The organism is Nostoc sp. 2RC (assembly GCF_014222165.1).
Taxonomy (GTDB): domain Bacteria; phylum Cyanobacteriota; class Cyanobacteriia; order Cyanobacteriales; family Nostocaceae; genus Nostoc; species Nostoc linckia.
On sequence record NZ_JACKZU010000056.1, the window covers coordinates 12,285 to 28,379 of the forward strand.

Annotated in this window: 13 protein-coding genes and 1 CRISPR repeat array; of the genes, 8 read left to right on the forward strand and 5 right to left on the reverse strand. The window is 39.2% G+C overall.

What is annotated here, in order from left to right; translation table 11 throughout:
- Positions 1 to 381 precede the first annotated feature (381 nt).
- Positions 382 to 2,421, forward strand: a complete 2,040-nt coding sequence (gene ligA, locus GNE10_RS09250; protein ID WP_185564807.1) for an NAD-dependent DNA ligase LigA — start codon at positions 382 to 384, stop codon at positions 2,419 to 2,421.
- A gap of 95 nt (positions 2,422 to 2,516) precedes the next feature.
- On the opposite strand, the gene GNE10_RS09255 is transcribed toward ligA, so the two are convergent.
- Entirely contained in the window at positions 2,517 to 3,677 is a 1,161-nt protein-coding gene (locus GNE10_RS09255; RefSeq protein ID WP_221642792.1) for an RNA-guided endonuclease TnpB family protein, read from the reverse strand.
- A gap of 177 nt (positions 3,678 to 3,854) precedes the next feature.
- Positions 3,855 to 4,256: direct repeats of the CRISPR family, unit length 36 nt; unit sequence GTTTCCATTAATTCCGATTTCAGGGAATCGGTAAAG.
- A gap of 292 nt (positions 4,257 to 4,548) precedes the next feature.
- Between GNE10_RS09255 and modA the strand changes: the two genes are divergently transcribed.
- The 6 genes from modA to GNE10_RS09290 all read left to right on the forward strand — a co-directional run bounded on the left by modA (position 4,549) and on the right by GNE10_RS09290 (position 11,353).
- A complete protein-coding gene (gene modA, locus GNE10_RS09260) occupies positions 4,549 to 5,343 on the forward strand; it encodes a molybdate ABC transporter substrate-binding protein (RefSeq protein WP_185564811.1) in 795 nt (264 codons plus the stop codon).
- Between the two features lie 283 nt (positions 5,344 to 5,626).
- Positions 5,627 to 5,788, forward strand: a complete 162-nt coding sequence (locus GNE10_RS09265) for a hypothetical protein (RefSeq protein WP_185564812.1) — start codon at positions 5,627 to 5,629, stop codon at positions 5,786 to 5,788.
- Positions 5,789 to 7,240: 1,452 nt separating this feature from the next.
- Entirely contained in the window at positions 7,241 to 8,260 is a 1,020-nt protein-coding gene (locus GNE10_RS09275) for an RpoD/SigA family RNA polymerase sigma factor (protein WP_185564815.1), read from the forward strand.
- Between the two features lie 213 nt (positions 8,261 to 8,473).
- Positions 8,474 to 8,968: an ureidoglycolate lyase gene (locus GNE10_RS09280; protein ID WP_185564816.1), complete on the forward strand. Its 495-nt coding sequence runs from the start codon at positions 8,474 to 8,476 to the stop codon at positions 8,966 to 8,968.
- Between the two features lie 352 nt (positions 8,969 to 9,320).
- A complete protein-coding gene (locus GNE10_RS09285; RefSeq protein ID WP_185564818.1) occupies positions 9,321 to 10,376 on the forward strand; it encodes a glutathione S-transferase family protein in 1,056 nt (351 codons plus the stop codon).
- A gap of 83 nt (positions 10,377 to 10,459) precedes the next feature.
- Positions 10,460 to 11,353, forward strand: coding sequence for an aspartoacylase (locus GNE10_RS09290; RefSeq protein WP_185564830.1), 894 nt, complete (start codon positions 10,460 to 10,462; stop codon positions 11,351 to 11,353).
- A 150-nt stretch (positions 11,354 to 11,503) separates the two neighbouring features.
- Here the strand turns inward: GNE10_RS09290 and GNE10_RS09295 are convergent, their stop codons facing one another.
- The 3 genes from GNE10_RS09295 to GNE10_RS09305 form a co-directional block, all read right to left on the reverse strand.
- Positions 11,504 to 11,788 (reverse strand): hypothetical protein, encoded by a 285-nt coding sequence (locus GNE10_RS09295; RefSeq protein ID WP_185564821.1) that lies wholly within the window; start codon positions 11,786 to 11,788, stop codon positions 11,504 to 11,506.
- Positions 11,789 to 12,060: 272 nt separating this feature from the next.
- Positions 12,061 to 12,474 (reverse strand): hypothetical protein, encoded by a 414-nt coding sequence (locus GNE10_RS09300; protein ID WP_260446846.1) that lies wholly within the window; start codon positions 12,472 to 12,474, stop codon positions 12,061 to 12,063.
- An 80-nt stretch (positions 12,475 to 12,554) separates the two neighbouring features.
- Entirely contained in the window at positions 12,555 to 13,550 is a 996-nt protein-coding gene (locus GNE10_RS09305) for an alpha/beta hydrolase (protein ID WP_185564824.1), read from the reverse strand.
- 521 nt (positions 13,551 to 14,071) lie between these two features.
- Here GNE10_RS09305 and GNE10_RS09310 point away from each other — a divergent pair.
- Complete coding sequence (locus tag GNE10_RS09310; protein ID WP_185564827.1) at positions 14,072 to 14,716, forward strand: hypothetical protein; 645 nt, start codon at positions 14,072 to 14,074, stop codon at positions 14,714 to 14,716.
- Positions 14,717 to 15,036: 320 nt separating this feature from the next.
- Here GNE10_RS09310 and GNE10_RS09315 read toward each other — a convergent pair whose 3' ends face one another.
- Complete coding sequence (locus GNE10_RS09315; protein WP_099067665.1) at positions 15,037 to 16,017, reverse strand: CHAD domain-containing protein; 981 nt, start codon at positions 16,015 to 16,017, stop codon at positions 15,037 to 15,039.
- Between the last annotated feature and the right edge of the window lie 78 nt (positions 16,018 to 16,095).

The following is a 16,095-nucleotide window of genomic DNA, read 5'->3' on the forward strand; positions in this document are numbered from 1 at the left end:
CGAAACTAATTTTATAATACAAGTTGTAGTATTTATTTGTCTAGTGTAAAAATTTTTGGGAGATGAAGACAGATAGTAATTAGGGGAATATTTCAAGCTTGAACAGCACATTCTTCAATTATGACACTTTCATCAGGATTAGTTGCCTAAAATGAATCTTTTGTAAAGATATTCGTGAGACTTGACGGACTTAATCTAGGACGGTATTAGCTGTATCCATGAATGGGACTATTGGTATTAAATTTAGTACCCTATAAAAGTAGACGTTTTTGTTTCCAGCCAGGGCTATTCGACTATCAGTCTAAGGTTATGCATCCACAACCTGCTTATGGCAGGTTTTATCGTCTTTAAGTTTTATTCGTAGTTTTTTACAAAAATCTGATGACACAAATTCAAACTCTAGCAAAGCGCACAGAAGAACTGCGCCAATTATTACAACAAGCCAGTTATGCTTATTACGTCTTGGATGCTCCCATAATGGAGGATGCAGTTTATGACCAGTTATATCGAGAATTACAACAACTAGAAATTCAGCATCCAGAATTAACCACACCAGATAGTCCTACTCAGCGGGTGGGTGAGAAACCAGCGACTCAGTTTACTTCGGTGCGCCACAACATTCCCCTGTATAGTTTGGAAAATGCCTTTAACATCAGTGAGTTGCAAACTTGGGAACAACGTTGGCGGCGACAAGTACCGAAACTAGACTCAGTGAAATATGTCAGTGAATTAAAAATTGATGGTTCTGCTTTGGCTTTGACATACCAAAATGGCATTTTAGTCAGGGGTGCAACTAGGGGTGATGGAGTGATGGGTGAAGATATCACCCAAAATGTTCGGACAATTCGCTCAATTCCGCTACGGTTGAATTTTGAAGGTTTAGAAATTTTAGAAAGGGTGGAAGTTAGAGGCGAGGCTTTTTTGCCGTTGGAAGTATTTAAACAAATTAACGAAGAAAGGCAAAAAGCAGGGGAACAATTATTTGCTAATCCCCGGAATGCTGCGGCTGGTACTCTCAGACAACTAGACTCGCGCATTGTCGCTAAGCGGCGACTAGATTTTTTTGCTTACACCTTGCACATTCCCGGTAGAGATGACGCTAGTATTGCCAATACCCAATGGGAAGCGTTGGAATTGTTAGAAAAAATGGGTTTTCGAGTCAACCCCAACCATAAATTGTGTGCTTCCCTAGAAGAAGTAGCAGAATATTATGAATACTGGGATACCGAACGGCTGAATTTACCTTACATGACTGATGGTGTAGTGGTCAAGTTGGATGCTTTTAAACTCCAAGAACAACTAGGCTTTACCCAGAAATTTCCTCGTTGGGCGGTGGCTTTGAAATATCCCGCCGAAGAAGCACCCACCCGTGTGGAAAATATAGCTGTGAATGTGGGGAGAACCGGGGCGTTAACGCCGTTAGCCCAGATGCGTCCCGTACAACTGGCGGGGACGACAGTTTCCCGCGCTACTTTACATAATAGCGATCGCATTGCTCAATTAGATATCCGCATCGGTGACACTGTAATTGTCCGCAAAGCCGGAGAAATCATCCCAGAAGTAGTTAGAGTACTCAAAGAACTCCGCCCTGCTGACACCGAACCCTTTATTATGCCTACCCATTGCCCAGTGTGTGGTCAACCAGTGGTGCGAGAATCAGGTGAGGCTGTGACTCGCTGCGTCAATGCTTCCTGTGCAGCCATTCTCAAAGGTTCCATCGAACATTGGGTAAGCCGTGATGCTTTGGATATTAAAGGTATGGGTGAAAAGTTGGTATATCAACTCGTTGATAAAGGTTTGGTGCATTCCGTTGCCGATTTATATGAGTTGACAGAAGAAAGATTATATGATTTAGAAAGAATGGGCAAAAAATCGGCAGAGAAATTGATCGATGCGATCGCTCAATCAAAAAACCAACCTTGGTCAAGGGTATTGTATGGTTTAGGCATCCGTCATGTAGGTAGCGTCAATGCCCAACTGTTGACTCAAAAATATGCCACCGTAGAAGAATTAGCAGCTGCGAAACAATCAGATATTGAAGGTATTTATGGCATTGGCGCTGAAATTGCTCAATCTGTTTATCAGTGGTTTCGCATTGATGCCAACCAAACATTGATAGAACGCTTGCAAGCAAAAGAATTGCAATTTACTGCCACAGAATCAACAGAAACAGTTAATAATATTAATGAAAAATTTGCTGGAAAAACTTTCGTAATTACGGGTACATTGCCAACTTTAAAACGCGATGAAGCAAAGACATTGATTCAAAAAGCCGGCGGAAAAGTGACTGATTCTGTGAGTAAAAAAACAGATTATTTAGTAGTAGGAGAAGATGCCGGTTCTAAGTTAGAAAAAGCCATTTCATTGGGAGTTAACCAGCTAACCGAAGCACAGTTATTAGAGATGGCTAATAATTTGTAATTCGTAATTCGTATTTTCTTGAGTTGTTGTATGATGAATTCCTGTCCAGAGAGAAGGATGTTCCAAATAGGGATTCATAGTTACTAAAAACATAATCAAATGTTTCTAGCTTGGTAAGGCGTAAGCCTTACTGGGCTAACTACAAGCCTCTCTATTGAGTTTCTATCGAAGATAGAGTCCCCAACTACCTTTCTTAATATATTTAGCGAACCATTTAAATCTGCTGAGTAGATTTTTCCTGACTTAGACCTAAACAAACCTCTCTTGATTCTTCTCCCTAAATATTGCTCATGTTTTTTAATGGGTTCCAAATCCAGAAAACTACATTTGGATGTGTAGCTCTCCTCGCTGATTTGTACTTTGATTCCAACAAGTTTAGCTTTATATTCTATTTGTTGGATAAATCGAGCATGAGGAATACTAGTGAAGTTTTGATTATTTTTACTTCCTAAATTAATGCTCTGTTTCCAATTCTCGTTTTTACCTATAATCAAATGCGTTATGTTTTGGCTGGCTAGATGATTAACAATAAATCTACTAGCTGTGTGGAGGTAATAATCCACTTTGTTGTTACGTTTGAGTGTTAGTGCTTCTATTTTTCTAGAAGTCCTCTTACAAAGTTCAGATCCAAGGAAGCCTTGGCTCTGACTTTGCGCTTTTTGATTTTTAGGTAACTGAGATTGAAGACTAGCTTTAACTTTGTTGTAAAACTGATTGCACGATTTGATAGCCTTGCCACAAACAATAAAAGTCTTAAAATCTAAACAATTACTGCTAACAGTAGCTAAGTTGTTTAAACCTATATCAATTGCTGCGATTCTGTTGTTAGTTACTACGGGGGGTTCCTCTTGCTCATAAACTGCTTCAATAATGTAGACATTATTTTTGGGGATAATCCTAACTTCTTCAATTTCAGCAAGCTTGGTTTTAATAAACACTGATAATCCAGAGGGAGAAATTAAACCTTTTTTTAGGGCTTTTTTAGAAAAAGCTTGATTGTTAAAAGCTAAAATATTTCTCCCTTTTGAAGAGTGTTTATATTTAGGTAGCTTTGGCTCACCTAAAAACTTGCCTGGATTTAACTCGTATTCTTTCTTAGCTTTTTGATAGGATTTAAAGCATTTATCAACTTGCTTAAATACCAATTGAGCAACTTTACTCGGTAAAACTTTATAATCATCACTATTTTTTAGAGAGTGATAAATTTTATTCAACGTTGGTATTGGCTGATTTTTGAAAAAGGCTTGGCGACACAATTTTTGTTATTTAAACTTGATACCAGGAAATGGAGAAGGCATAACTGAAAATCCCACGGCTGTTAAACTATCGCTCTTGCTCAGTTTAACAAAAAGCCGTGGGATTCTTGCTTTATGGGGATTCCTTGCTAAGGCGGCTACAAGTGGTGATGTTGCACCGCATCTCAACAGCAAGAAGTTTCCATTAATTCCGATTTCAGGGAATCGGTAAAGGAAGCCACTTTTCAAAACACTGATGGCGATATCACAGATGCGTTTCCATTAATTCCGATTTCAGGGAATCGGTAAAGTGGCAAAATCATTGCTGCCTACAGTGGACACATCAGCGAGTTTCCATTAATTCCGATTTCAGGGAATCGGTAAAGAGGCTGGCCAGATGCTGCTCCATCCACTCATACTTCGTTTCCATTAATTCCGATTTCAGGGAATCGGTAAAGGACCCTGGTGAGTTAGGTAAAGCGTTTTGAAAACAGTTTCCATTAATTCCGATTTCAGGGAATCGGTAAAGTATACTGGTTGGTGGCCCTCTGGTAATTTCCCCACGTTTCCATTAATTCCGATTTCAGGGAATCGGTAAAGAGTTCGTTCAGAACGCTTTGCCCCGCAAGGCTTTCAGCCGCCAAATCGACACACATCTGAAAAAGAATATATATCTTGTGAAAAATTAAGTCAAACACACACCTCAAACCCTTGTCCTGTAAGGCATCGACACACCTCAACGAGAAATATAGGGTTTTGAAGATTTGGCGGGGTGTGTCGATGAACATCTGATACAAAAATTTTACCGATATAGTTGGGTAAATTTTGGTATTTTTGGTAGGATTCTAGCTAGCATCAATTTGATGAAAAAAACCTCTAAAGTGCTTTTTCCATGAAAAGAAGACAAGTTTTTGGCTTTTTGGGTATAGCAATTGCTGGTTTATTGCTAGCAATTATTTTACCACTAGTTACTCCTTCTCGTGTAGTCGCCCAGTCGAACAACATACTTGTGTCAGCCGCTGCTAGCCTCAAAGATGCGCTGGAAGAAATTAAGCCTCTGTACCAACAAAGTAAATCAAATGTGAATATTACTTATAATTTTGGCGCTTCTGGTGCTTTGCAGCAACAGATTGAACAAGGTGCGCCAGCAGATATTTTTATTTCGGCAGGTAAAAAACAAGTAGATGCATTAGAACAAAAAGGATTGCTTTTAGCAGGGACGCGTACCAATTTAGCAAATAACCGTCTGGTTTTGGTAGTAGCTCAGGATGTTGTGGGCATCACTAGCTTCTATAATTTAACAGATGCCAAGATTAAAAAAATTGCGATCGGTGAACCCAGAAGCGTACCGGCAGGGCAATATGGAGAGCAAGTTTTAAAGAAATTGCAACTTTACGATCGCCTCAAACCCAAATTAGTCTTTGCTAATAATGTCCGTCAAGTCTTAGCAGCCGTAGAAACCGGTAATGCCGAAGCCGGTCTAGTTTATGCCACTGATGCCAAAATTTCCAATAAGGTAAAAGTTGTAGTTGCTGCCGATGATAAGTTTCACTCACCGATAGTCTATCCCATCGCTGTGGTCAAAAGCAGTAAAAATCCTACTGCTGCCAAGGAATTTGTCCAGTTTTTATCTGGTAATCAAGCTAAAGATATACTCAAAAAATATGGGTTTATTGTCCCTAAATAACTAGCAGCTTGTTCTGGATAGGTTTGTAGTCAACACTTTATACCATTTCACAAAATACCTAATACAAATAGATGGTTAAGGGCGTACAGCTGTACGCCGCTACAGCCTATTCATCTGTTCCAAAGATTTTTGCTCATGAATCAAGTTAGATTCCTACACAGCAATCCTAATAATGTCTATTTAAAAAGCATATAAATAGTAAATTTTCTAACTTTTGGTTGATGAGATTGGTAGTTATTCAAAGGAAAATTCTCCTAGATTTCAAAAAAATCTAAAGAAAAATATGTCCAGAATCAAAATTACCGACTTACAACCTGACAATCACATGAAAGAACGAAAACTATTTGAGGCAGATATGATAGCAATCACTGGAGGAATTCAAGTGAGGCTCTTAGGTGATAATTTTGTCAATTTGATATTCAACGGTTTTATATTGACGATTTAAATTTAACAGCAAATTCAAGACACAAAAATCCTACAAAAAATAAGCGTAACCCAGGTATTTGTTGGGTTACGCTTCTTTGTTGTATTTAAAAAGTTTACCCCGCCTTAATACCAATTCACCAAAATATTGATACACATACAATCATCTGTAGGGGCGAACGGCTGTTCACCCTTACACGTGTATTTGTGTCATTTATAAAGTAAAAAGTCTTAAATAGGGTCTGCCTTCCCATAGGGTACAGCCGTTGCGGGGTGAACGAAATTTTGTGTGGGATTTCTAGCTAAGTATCCAAAAAATTACCCTCCACACTCCCCACACTTCCCACACTTCCCACACTCCCCACACTCCCCACACCTTTTTTTGCTCACCCGCCGTTGCGTAAGGTAGGGGCGAGGGCGAACAGCCGTTCGCCCGTACAAGTGCTTGTATGTGTATCAATATTACAGTCAACAGGAGCCAGTGCGTTGGATGGGTTAAGAGGCTTGGTAGCGCAGCGTCTCCCTTAATAGATAGAATGGGCGATCGCTGATTTTGTGACATTTACTTCCTGCTTGCAACCTTACTTCCCTTAGATGCAAGCCAAGCAACTGCGGGAAAAATTGATTCAATACGCCGCCGACACCAAAGACAATACGGTGAGTAACACGTTTGTGCAGTTGTTGAGAACGAGATAATTCGTAATTGGTAATGGGCTACACCCCTGCTCCTATCTTGCCAACTATTATTCTTGATGTTAATGTGACCACTGTTACTACTTTTAGGCTAAAAAATGTCGTCACTAACTATTACATTTATAATACCAGACGCTATGCAGATATCTGCGTGCAATTTGGTACAAGGGCCTTTGAAATTGCACAATTCCACTCTCTAGAAAGATGCAAAGATGCAATTTGAATGAAGATGAGCGGATGCGGGTGTTTATTTGGTAATCCTTGATTAACAGTAAACCAAACACCATCCGCTAAGATTCTATCTGAAGGTGAATTAAGTTTAACTTAATTATTGATTATTTAATTAAATAATTTAATCAGAAGTTAGAGGCAAAAAAATTGTTTTGTGTTGAATAAACTTGACAATATGCAAACATAGAGCGATAAGTAAGTGTGACTCACAAAAAATATATAGCAATCCCAAATAATTGCTGAGATGTTATATGTTAGAGTCCTTGACTGTCAACCGTTAACAGTCAACACCAATATGTTTCAGAACTGAAATAGGATTCCTATATGCAAATAATACTTTTGGTAATTGATTTTTAGATATTAAAGATGTTAATATCTTGAAATAAGTTGATTAGGGGTTGATTATTTTGAATAATTAACTTCTAATTTATCAAAGACAAAAATTGATTAGTCTTGCCAATGGATAGATTAGCGGTGTAAAAGGGCTATGAGTCTGGGTATCTAGACTTGATACCAATAAATTCATTAGGTTACATAGGAGTGAATAACCATGAGCAACTTAACATCTCCACAACCCGAAGTACAAAAAACGCAGAAAAAAAGCTTAGTTGCAGATAAAAAAGCTCGAACTACAGATGATATTGTGCGTATTTATCTGCAAGAAATCGGACGTGTAGATTTGTTGACTCGCGAGCAAGAGGTTATTTTTGCCCAACAAGTGCAGCAGATGATGAATTTATTAGCGGCTAAAGAAGAATTGGCTGTGAAACTAAACCATCAACCCACCTTGCAAGAATGGGCAGACAAAGCGAACTTGAGTGTTGAAGAGTTGCAGCAACAGCTAAGTAAAGGACAGCAAGCCAAGCAGAAAATGATTCAAGCTAACCTGAGGTTAGTAGTAGCTGTGGCGAAAAAATATCAGCACCGCAACTTGGAATTTATGGATTTAATCCAAGAAGGAACTTTGGGTTTAGAACGGGGAGTAGATAAATTCGATCCGGCTCTTGGTTATAAGTTTTCAACCTATGCTTATTGGTGGATTCGTCAAGGAATCACACGAGCGATCGCTCAACAAGGACGTACAATTAGACTACCAATTCACATCTTTGAAAAACTGAATAAAATTAAGCGGGTACAGCGTGAATTATCTCAACAATTAGGTCGCGTTCCCAGCACAGCCGAAATTGCCGAAGCCTTGTCATTGACACCAAGTCAAATTCGTGAGTGTTTATTTTTAGCGCGTCAGCCCTTTTCCCTAGAAGCGCGAGTGGGGGAACAGCAGGATACGGAATTGCAAGACATCTTGCAAGATGACGGACTGTCTCCCGAAGACTACGCCGCCGAAGAATCCTTGCATCAAGATTTACAAAACTTATTATCAAAGCTATCTCCCCAACAGCGAGAAATATTAACCTTGCGTTTTGGCCTCACAGATGGACATGAACTTTCTTTAGCACAAATTGGCGATCGCATGGGCATTAGCCGAGAACGGGTACGTCAAATAGAACAAAAAGCTCTCAGTCTTCTCAGGCGTCAAAAAGAACAAGTACGCAGTTATCTAGCTAGCTAAGATTGTTTTTGGGACAGAATTCAGAACTCAGAATTCAGAATGAGTGAAAAATCAATCATCTTTGTAGGCGTTTTTGATTTTGTTCTACGGCTTAATTAATTGATTCTGTGAGCGTAGCGAATGTGACCTAAACCATTCTGATTCCTGAATTCTGACTCCTGAATTCTGACTTCTGAATTCTTATAATATACCTATTTGAAAAAAATTTTGATTATGAGTAGTTCGCAAACACTACAACAATTGCAGGCGCAATGGATAACGCCGGAAAACTTTTCGCCCTATGGACAAGTAATCTTTGCGAGTCAAGATGGCAAAGCTTATGATACCGAAGATGCTGAATTAAACTTGCAAAATGGAACTCCGCGATTTTATATCATGCGGTTGAATAAAAGGGGGCGAAGATTTCATAAAATTACTCGCCACCTACAATGTACTCAATGTTTGGGTTCTTTGGAAGGCAAAGATTGGTTAATTGCAGTTTGTCCGCCAAATAATGATTTAAATCAACCAGTTTTAGAAAAAATTGCTGCTTTCCGCATTCCTGGTAATTGTTTTATCAAATTACATCAAGGAACTTGGCACGCTGGGCCATATTTTGAGCATGAAATTGTGGATTTTTACAATTTAGAACTAGCTGATACAAATGTGGTAGATCATTTCACCCATGATTTTCTCAACAGTCATCAGTTAGAGTTTGAAATGGTCTAAGAGACTGACGTTTTGTGTCACAATCTTAGGGACTTCCAAGTAAAAAAATATTCCACAGAAGATTGTTAACTGTTGACTGTTGACTGCTGAGTGTCAACCGTCAACGACCCCAAGCGGAATAATTTATTTTTTGGAGTTTTCTTAAGGTAAATTGTAAGAGTAGTGGCCTGTCACATTAATTTTGTAGTAAAAAATGTTCGTAGTAAGGACTTTAGTCCTTGATTTTTAAGCTCTTTAGTGCTTACTACAAACTCATCAAAACTAATGGGACAGACCAGTAGAAACCTAACCACTAAAATTTGCATGGTAGATCGAGTGTAACGTCCATCGCTCTCAAAGCTAGATTGTCGCCATGAGCAACTCAACTCCAATAGATGACAATAAAACTCTTCCCAAAAAGAAAGGCCGTTCCCTTCCACCAAAACTGATTATTTGGCTGGGAATGTTTGTTTGGACGACCCTTTGGCGGATAATGATGTCAAAGCTTGCTCCTACCAATAAATCGGGAGCATACATTCGTCCAAGTAGCCAGTTTCGCAACTTCATCGGTACAGAAGAGGGAAATCCTTACCAACCGGCAGCCGGACGTTATAGACTTTATGTTGGGTTGGGTTGTCCTTGGGCGCACCGAACTTTAGTAGTGCGATCGCTCAAAAAACTCCAAGCGGTAATATCAGTATGTATCGTTTCTCCTTCTCCCATTGAAGGCGGTTGGATATTCAACGAAGAAGAACAAGGTTGTCGTACCTTAGTTGAATTTTATCAACGAGCAGAACCGGGTTACAGTGGGCGCGTTACTGTTCCCATCCTCTGGGATAATCAAACCCAAACCATCGTTAATAATGAGAGTTCAGAAATTATTGTCATGCTCAACTCTCAAATGAACGACTTCGCCGATAATCCCACATTAAATCTTTATCCAGAAGAACTCAAAGAAAAAATTGACTGGTGGAATGAGAAAATTTACCACGCGGTAAATAACGGCGTGTATCGTTGTGGCTTTGCTCAAAGCCAAGAAGCGTATAACCAAGCCTGTAACGAACTATTTGCAACTCTTGATGAAATTGAAATTGCATTGCAAACTCATCGATATCTGTGCGGTGACAATCTCACACTTGCAGATGTGCGTTTATTTACCACCTTATTTCGCTTTGATAGCGTTTATTACAGCTTGTTTAAGTGTAATCGCCGACGCATTCGAGACTACGAAAATCTGGGAGCTTACCTCAGAGATTTATATCAGCTTCCTGGTGTTGCTGACACCTGCGACGTAGAAACAGTAAAACGCGACTACTACGGTAACTTATTTCCACTCAACCCCGGTGGAATCATTCCCGATGGCCCTGATATGTCCTATCTAAATCAACCACATAATCGCGATCGCATCAGCAAAGCGAATGCGTTATAAGTTACTCTCAATTCTGAATTCTGAGTCCTGAATTCTGTTGAAAACAAATACCCCAATGGCCGCATAACAAAGTTGGTGAAATGGTGAACCCAATTAATCGAGTTGCTATTGTCGGTGGAACTCATGGTAATGAGTTTACAGGGGCTTATTTAATCAAAAAATTTGCCCAGTTTCCCGAATTGATTGCTAGACCAAGTTTTGAAACAGTTACTCTGTTAGCAAATCCTCAAGCTTTTGCAGCAGCAAGGCGATATATAGATAAGGATTTAAACCGCTGTTTTCTCAGACAAGATTTACAAAATCCAAATCTAAATGCTTACGAAGAATTACAAGCCAAATCAATTCAAAATCGCCTAGCAAGCAAAGGCGACAAACAAACAGATTTCATATTAGACTTACACAGCACAACATCTAACATGGGTCTGACAATTATTTTAGTCAACACTCATCCCTTTAACTTACAATTGGCTGCTTATTTAAGTGAAATTAATCCTTTAGTTAATATTTATTACTGTGCTTTTGAATCAATTGCAGAAAATCCATTTGTGAATTCTCTGTGTGAATTAGGCTTTGCCATTGAAGTTGGCCCCATAGCCCAAGGTATTTTAAAAGCAAAATTGTTCCAACAAACAGAGGAATTGATTCATGGAGTTCTAGACTATATCGAACAATTTAATCAAGGTCAAATTTTCACAACTAACGAAGCATTAACCCTCTATCATCACTTATCTGTTATAGACTACCCAAAAAAAGATGATGGCACAATCTTTGGCATGATTCATCCACAGTTGCAAGATAAAGATTACCAAGCCTTGAATCCAGGAGATCCGATGTTTCTCACTTTTGATAACAAAACAATTGTGTATCAAGGAGAATCCACTGTTTGGCCTGTTTTTATTAATGAAGCTGCTTACTACGAAAAAGGAATTGCAATGGCTTTTACTAAGAAAGAGCAATTAAAAATCGATGATTTATGATATGATTTAATTACGATATGAACCCAAATATAGAGACTAGCAATCGCTAATCTCTAAAAGGGTTTAAATATCACAGAATCATTCTCATGCATGAAATCGGCAACGCTTTATTTCTGATAATGCAGGCTCTATCAGTAGAAATTTACCTATCTATTCATTATAAAAACTATCTACCCTGATCTCCCGCCAAATATCAGAAGCTTGCCAACCTGAGTTTCCCACAGATTGAACTAAAGGATTGTCACGTACTGGAATATAATTAGGCTCTTTATATTCAGCACTAAAAAGTGGATATTCCGGAGTTACGAGTGGTTCCTCTTCAACCACAGGTTCGGAAAAATCAGCAGTTTGGCCTTGAAGAATCTGTTCTTCAGCTTCTTCCATTTCCTTCATCTTCTTGAGAGTTAGCTTTTCAGATTTTTTGATGATTTTCATATATTGGGAAAGGTTTGGAAAAGTGGTCATAAAAAAAGAGAATTTGAGTGTTCATTCTTAGAGAAGCTGATATCGCCTTGCAACAAGGTTCAACCAGACTCATTAGGATACTGTGATACAGTTTAGTACTGAACAATTGGACAGAATAAACACAATACACCAAATTTGTGGAAAATACGAGTACTCTGCTGAAGAATTTATAACAATAAGTATTGCGATTTGCTATCCTCGCACAAGAACTTAAGTTGACACCAATGTGCAACACCCCCTTCCTATAGGTATGGGCCTAATTGAGTTAAGTTAATGTAAGATTCGCGGATTTGGGAATTTGGACTTAGTGTGCCTTCAAACTGAACTACTCCAACGGCTTCAACCATTTGATGATTATATTTTTCTGTTTCCTCTGGCGATCGCAACGATTGTTTATTCCAAGATGGAAAAATACTGACTTCCATGCCATCCTCAAGTATGATACGGGCTTTTATATAAATACCTTGAAAACCTGGAATTCCCGTAAATTTTCCATCAGGTTTCCAAGTTCTTGATATATAACGCCCAATGAGTTTGACTTTTTCACCATTGAGACGAACTAAATCACCACGTATTTTGACTATTTCCAATTGGTTTTCAGCAGTTGCTTGGTAAATAACTATAAATCCAGATGTAAAGACGTTGCAACGCAACATCTTTACAAAAAATTTTCACATCACATCACGCAAATGGTTTTCATACATCTGACTAGCAACGCCAAAGAGACAATCGTTGCCTATTGCAGATGTTTCTTGAGTTCAGCAGCCGCCTGCACAAAAAGAGAACGTGTTGCTGGAAGCTCGGCTAAACCATTCAATAGTCCGAAGTCATGAATCATACCGTTGTACCGCACAGTTGTCACGTTTACCCCAGCTTCATCGAGCTTGCGCCCATAGGCTTCACCTTCATCATGCAAGATATCGCTTTCTGCAAGCTGAATTAACGCTGGAGGTAATCCTTTGAGTTGCTCAACGGTAGCTTGTAGGGGAGAGGCATAGATGTCTTTGCGTTTTTCTGGGTCAGCGATGTACATGTCATACATCCACTTCATCAAAGATGAGGTCAAGAAACGTTTCTCGCCAAATTGCTGATAAGAATTCGTTTCAAAATTAGCGTCTACAATCGGCCACATCAGGATTTGCAATTTAATGTGGGGGCCGCCTTTTGCCTTCGCAATCAAAGTCGTTCCCGCCGACATATTACCGCCGACACTGTTTCCAACTATTGCCAGATTCTTACCATCAACACCAATCTCTTCACCATGCTCAGCGACCCATTTGGTAGCAGCGTAGATTTCATTAATAGCTTGTGGATATTGAGCATCTGGAGTTCGAGTGTAGTTGACAAAGACACCTGCAAAACCTGAAAGCACAACGAGATCGCGAACCATACGCTTATGTGTTGGATAATCGCCCAGCACCCAACCGCCGCCGTGAATAAAGATGAAAACAGGCAATATGCCTTTGACACCTACAGGTCGCACGATATTGAGCGTAATGGAATAACCCTCAGCGGCAATGGTTTTTTCAGACTCTTCAATGCCTGAAAGGTCTACTTGAACAGAAGCCTGTGCATCCACCAGTACTTGACGCGCTTCCAGGGGAGGTAATGTCTCTAAAGGTACACCACCGGAATTCAACACTTCCAAAAATGCCTTCGTTTCTCTAGAAAGGCGCGGATCGTCTGCGACTTCCAATATTTTCACCGCTTGGGAGTTGACTTGAGAAATCATACATTCTCCTTGTATCGATGGATGGTAAACAATCTTTGAACAAATCTATTTATTGAATTGATAGGCAGTTGCATTCAAACAGAATATTCTCACTCCCCACTCCCTACTCCAATTACTATCTTGGACTGCTACTTAGTATGAGATATGTTTCTGCCACCACTTTTAACTAATACTATTAATTCTCAATAATTTCTATAAAAACCTACTTATTTATTTAATAGTTATTCAATAGTTTATATGTACTAATTTTCATTAGTCCCGTTTATTTTCCATCTCTCCATAAAAACTACTAGTAGTCTGACAAGTTAACTTTGCTGAGTGAGGGCTGGGGAAAGGGAAAGGGGAAAAGGGTAAGGGATTTAAAACCTTTCCCCTTTACCCTTTACCCTTTAACCTTGACCCAACCTCCACCTAACATTTTTGGGTTGACAGACTACTGCATAAATCCATAACCCCAAACCTATTGATTGAGTGAAGGAATTCAATCCTCAAAACCACGCTCACATTAAAGGAAAACTGTTATGAAAACACAAATATTCTTGAGTCTGGCTTGTTCTATCTCTGTGTTCGGTTCTATCGTTCTCCCAGCTACCGCCCAACCAGTAACCATTCAGCCGCTACAAACAACCCAAGCAGTGTCTCAAGAAATTAACATTCCTCAAGACACAGCAATTATTGTTTCATTTCCAGCCTCTGTGACCGTAGATGTGGGACAAAAAAAGGATTATCCTCTTACTGTTCCTTTAGCTAGCCCCATTCAAGATAGTTTAGGTAATGTTGTAGCCCCAGAAAATACTCCTGTAACTATTATTCTCAAACCCACTGATGGCGGCGCAAAAATTATTGCCCAATCATTAGTTGTCAAGGGTCGAATTGTTTCAATTAAAGCATCAAGTCAAATGATTCCCGGTACTACCATTACCCACATGCGAGCTAATGACAAAGCTGTTGAAAATGGCTCTGTTTGGGGTAGGATTGGTGGAAGCACCTTAGGCTTTATCAGCCAAGGCGATCCCGACCAGTTTGACCGGGGAGCAATGTTAGGAAGCGCCGTTGGATTAATTTCTGGCTTGCGTTCTGCTGAAAATACCCGCATTGTGCAGATTCCCCAAAGCAGTGTTTATGTTTTATCCCTAGAGGCTCCTATTCAATTGTCTGCTCGTTAGTCCAATTTTGGTTAACAAAAACTACAGTAGAAGTCAGAAGTCAGAATTCAGAAGTCAGAATTCAGAAGTCAGAAGTCAGAAGTCAGAAGTCAGAAGTCAGAATTCAGAAGTCAGAATTCAGAATTCAGAAGTCAGAAGTCAGAAGTCAGAAGTCAGAAATCAGAAATTATACCTGACTACTAGACATAGTTTGTGCCTTTCACTAACTTGAAATCTGCTGTATCGCAGTTGAAGCCCAGTTTAGGACATAACCCGATCTAAAACCCCAACACTAATAGACTTTTTTTGCCTATTGCCTATTGCCTATTCCCCATTCCCTGCTATATTACCCCTGAAAGTGGGTGCAGTATTGTTAAATGAAAGCTATGCCTAGTTTCAGTTTTGAGATATCTTTCTTGTAAGGGTTGCCACTGCTGCCAAGACTGGTAACGATTTTCAGTTAATAAATTAACAAGGGTAGGTAGCTGAGTTTGAATTTCTGACTTGAAGATATCTCCAAGCCACTCACCTAAAACGACGCTATCTTGCATCGTACCCAAAATTTCTTGCATATTTTTGACTTCTGTAATGTAAGCGGCGTAAGACTCGCCATATAGTTCAGTAAATAATTCCATTTGGTAGCGTATACGTTTAGCTTCTTTTCGTAAACTATGTAGAACTTCACCTTCAGTTGTCAATTGTTGTTCTATTTTTTCCCGTTCCCAATTTTTCTTGATTCTTACCTCTGATTCCACAAATTCAGTGCCAATTAGCCAACCCGGATGCAGTAAAAAATTACTCACTTCAGGTAAAAGTAAATCTGGTAGTACTTGCTGAATGGTAACTGATGCTAAAGGGTGATAATTGGGTTTATCTAACCACTTTTCTAATCCTTCTTTCAAAGATTTATAAGGCTCATCTTTTAAAGTTTTTTGCACGTTTGAAAGTACGTCTTCCCGTTGTTTGGCCAAGGCTTCAAAAGCTGTTTGCAATGAGCCTTGCTCTTTACGAGGTAAATTTGGTTTGTAATTATTTTCCAAACTTTCTTTGAGTACGTCTAAATCTCTGAGACTACCAAGACGACGAGCTATTTTTCCAATATTTTTATCGCTTACTGGTTTAGGCAAATCTATGGCTATCCCAAACCTCGTTACAGCTGTGCGTAGACGACGCATTCCCACTCGCATTTGATGGAGTGCTTCTGGATCTTCATCTTTCTTTACTGATTTTTCCCACTTCAAGGTTTTCTTAAAGTGTTTTTGAATCGCTTGGTAGGCGTAGTCTCCTAGAGTTTTTATTGTGGGTTGTGTGGCTAATTTCATAATTAATCTTAATGAGATACCTAATCAGGTTATTGCATAATAACATTAGTTAAAAACTTGTACCTGCTTTTAATATTT

Bases quoted from the DNA above. Each gene is read 5' to 3' on its own strand.
- ligA (WP_185564807.1), top strand. From the start codon at position 382: ATGACACAAATTCAAACTCTAGCAAAGCGCACAGAAGAACTGCGCCAA.
- modA (WP_185564811.1), top strand. From the start codon at position 4,549: ATGAAAAGAAGACAAGTTTTTGGCTTTTTGGGTATAGCAATTGCTGGT.
- GNE10_RS09265 (WP_185564812.1), top strand. From the start codon at position 5,627: ATGTCCAGAATCAAAATTACCGACTTACAACCTGACAATCACATGAAA.
- GNE10_RS09275 (WP_185564815.1), top strand. From the start codon at position 7,241: ATGAGCAACTTAACATCTCCACAACCCGAAGTACAAAAAACGCAGAAA.
- GNE10_RS09280 (WP_185564816.1), top strand. From the start codon at position 8,474: ATGAGTAGTTCGCAAACACTACAACAATTGCAGGCGCAATGGATAACG.
- GNE10_RS09285 (WP_185564818.1), top strand. From the start codon at position 9,321: ATGAGCAACTCAACTCCAATAGATGACAATAAAACTCTTCCCAAAAAG.
- GNE10_RS09295 (WP_185564821.1), bottom strand. From the start codon at position 11,788: ATGAAAATCATCAAAAAATCTGAAAAGCTAACTCTCAAGAAGATGAAG.
- GNE10_RS09300 (WP_260446846.1), bottom strand. From the start codon at position 12,474: ATGTTGCGTTGCAACGTCTTTACATCTGGATTTATAGTTATTTACCAA.
- GNE10_RS09305 (WP_185564824.1), bottom strand. From the start codon at position 13,550: ATGATTTCTCAAGTCAACTCCCAAGCGGTGAAAATATTGGAAGTCGCA.
- GNE10_RS09310 (WP_185564827.1), top strand. From the start codon at position 14,072: ATGAAAACACAAATATTCTTGAGTCTGGCTTGTTCTATCTCTGTGTTC.
- GNE10_RS09315 (WP_099067665.1), bottom strand. From the start codon at position 16,017: ATGAAATTAGCCACACAACCCACAATAAAAACTCTAGGAGACTACGCC.